The sequence below is a fragment of the Bacteroides sp. 2201st1_D9_2201SCRN_220225 genome, from assembly GCF_040928965.1.
GTDB classification, from domain to species: Bacteria; Bacteroidota; Bacteroidia; order Bacteroidales; family Bacteroidaceae; genus Bacteroides; species Bacteroides stercoris.
The window spans coordinates 1-2,669 of sequence record NZ_JBCODG010000150.1 but is presented as its reverse complement, the minus strand read 5'-3'; the positions used below and the strand labels follow the sequence as shown (position 1 = coordinate 2,669).

The window sequence follows — 2,669 nt, the reverse complement described above, 5'->3', positions numbered from 1 at the left end:
TATTCGACTGGACCAAGATTTCCAATCATGACAAGCCTGAAGGCATGAGGGTCGTATTTTATCCGACCGACGATGAAAGCAACACGTGGATATTTGATTTCCCCGGAGGAGAGGATGGGGAAGTGGAGCTTCCCGAGAATGATTACCGGGTAATTTGCTTCAACTACGATACCGACGGGATGGTTTGGAAAGAAAACGGCAGTTACACGCTTTTTACTGCCGATACGCGTGATGTTCAGTCGCCGGATAACCGGACAATGGCTGTCACCCCACCCTGGCTGTGTGGCGACCATATAGACAGAGTTATCCTCAAGGACATTCCGGAAGGAAGCACGAAGATAATACGGCTAACTCCCGTAAACATGGTATGTCACTACACGTATGAGGTGAACGGTCTTCGGGGACTGGACAGGGTGGCGGATTTGCGGGCCGCTCTTTCCGGCATGTCCGGCTCGCTTAACATGTCCGGCGACAGTTTGCCCGCCGATCTTTCGGAGAGCCTGCTCTTTGATGGAATGGTTTCACGGAATCAGATTATAGGCGGATTCTATACGTTTGGACATTCCGCACTTGAAGGAGAGCCCAATGTTTTCCGGCTGTATATCAAGAACCGTTCAGGCAGCATGTCTGTATTGGAACAGGACGTGAGCGACCAAGTGCATGATGTCCCGGTAGCGGGGCATATCGGTGATGTGCATCTGGTGTTGAATTTTGATTATGAGGTACCATCCGAGCCGGGAAATGGCGGTCCGGGATTTGATGTGGACGTTGATGATTGGGATGATGTGAATATGGATATAGTGTTGTAATACGAGTTTATTAATTATATGTATCAATTTAAATTGTTTTTATTTATGAAAAAAAGTACAGTAATGCTTTGGGCAATCTTTGGAGCACTACTCATGGGTTGCTCAGACGAGGAGATTGCGAATGTGGAAACCTCCTCACGGAATGCGATTGGTTTTAACGTGTTAAGTAATGCGGCGGAAACGAGGGCTATCCCTACTACCAACACCAACTTGAAGAACACCGATTTCGACGTGTTCGCTTTTACGGGGGATGGTACTGCCTTCATGGGAAAGGTCGACACGGAATTTGGACATGACGGAGTGAATATCGTGTACAATAATGGTAAGTGGGATTATAAAAATGCGAGCGACCTTCGTTATTGGCCTACCGAGGCTTTGGACTTTTACGCATTCAATCCCGGAACGGTTGATGAAGCCATGCAGTGGAGTTATATGTGGGAAGCCACCAAGGATACTCAAAAGATAACTTATTCCTGCTCCGATGAGTATGGATCTGGTATCAATGCTCATGAAAACTACGACGTGATGTATGCCATAGCCAAAGGCCAGACAAAAGACAAGAACAACGGAGTAGTGAAATTTAACTTCAAGCATATTCTGTCACAGGTCGTATTCAAAGCAAAGACCGAATACGATAACATGCAGGTGAATATAAAGGACATCAAGATTTTTAATGTAAAAATGGGCGGCGTCTACACATTGCCTGCGACAGCCGATGGAACGGGAAGTTGGACTGTGGGTGATTGGCCTGAAAGCTCTACAGGAGGAGGTTTTATTACCGTAGTGCAAGGCAAATCCATCGAGGTCAATAGTAATACCACAGCTACCGATATTTCCGAAAAAACTCCTATGCTGAATATACCACAGAAGCTGACAGCATGGAAAGTTTCCGAAGAAGCCACCAATACCAAGATAAAAGCCGACGGTGCGCATCAATGTTACCTGTCGATCACCTGCAAAATCCAGCAGTCCGGAGGTTATCTGTTGGGTTCAGCAGATAGTTACGGAACAATTTATGTTCCGTTCGGAGATACATGGGTAGCGGGCAAGCGTCATATCTACACGTTGATTTTCGGTGGTGGTTATACTGATCAGGGAGTGGCTGTGTTGAATCCGATCCAGTTTAATGCAGAGACAACAGGCTGGGTTGATGCAGATAAAGACGTAAACGTCCAACCCCAACCTTAATCCAAACGTTTATTAATATCGTACCCGTTGGCAGGTTAAACATACGCAAGATTAATCCTGCCAACGGGTTCTTTATAGGGAATCGCATTTTCAATATACTTTTTGATGTGTAGGGGTGCTTTTTGCGTACCTTTTTCCTGGAGAATTTCTTTTGTGGAGTGTTTGCCCTGTATATTCCCGATACGCTGTTATAGCAGGGAACTGTTTTTATCCAAGTAGTCAGATATAGCCTCTTGCAATACCGATTTTAGCGAATCGCCTTTGCGGATCGCGATCAGCTTTAAGTTCTGGTGATAGGTTTCGTCCATGACAAAATTACAATGCACGGTTTTCGCTTTCTTCGGCTTTTGAGCCTCTTTTTGCCCGGCCGTGGATTGGATCAGGCTGTCTAATCCCCCGGTCAGCCCGGCCGACATACTGTTTTTTAAATCGTTCTTCTTTGCCATATGGTTACTTTATTTCTGTTAGCAGTTCGTTACATACCTTTTCGTAGTCCTCTGCCCCGGCAGATTTGGGGGCATAGTGAAAAATATCCTGCCCTTGTGTCGGGGCTTCGGCCAGCGCAATGGAGTTGCGTATATGGGTGCTGAACACTTTGCCCTGGAATGTTTCCTGTACCAGTTCCGAAACGCTCTTGTTCAGGTTCTTTCTTCCGTCGTACTGGGTTATCAG

4 protein-coding genes are annotated in these 2,669 nt (G+C 46.2%); 2 read left to right on the top strand and 2 right to left on the bottom strand.

Going from position 1 to position 2,669, the window contains the following annotated elements; all coding sequences use genetic code 11:
* Both AB5903_RS22215 and AB5903_RS22210 read left to right on the top strand, forming a co-directional pair.
* Window positions 1-809, top strand: an 809-nt coding sequence (locus AB5903_RS22215) for a DUF5119 domain-containing protein (RefSeq protein ID WP_368118304.1), incomplete at its 5' end; no start/stop codon positions are given.
* Between the two features lie 45 nt (window positions 810-854).
* A complete protein-coding gene (locus tag AB5903_RS22210; protein ID WP_368118303.1) occupies window positions 855-1,997 on the top strand; it encodes a fimbrillin family protein in 1,143 nt (380 codons plus the stop codon).
* A 188-nt stretch (window positions 1,998-2,185) separates the two neighbouring features.
* On the opposite strand, the gene AB5903_RS22205 is transcribed toward AB5903_RS22210, so the two are convergent.
* Together AB5903_RS22205 and AB5903_RS22200 are read right to left on the bottom strand one after the other, a co-directional pair.
* Window positions 2,186-2,443 (bottom strand): hypothetical protein, encoded by a 258-nt coding sequence (locus AB5903_RS22205; protein ID WP_005648607.1) that lies wholly within the window; start codon window positions 2,441-2,443, stop codon window positions 2,186-2,188.
* Between the two features lie 4 nt (window positions 2,444-2,447).
* A partial coding sequence (locus AB5903_RS22200; protein ID WP_368118302.1) for a ParA family protein occupies window positions 2,448-2,669 on the bottom strand: 222 nt, incomplete at its 5' end.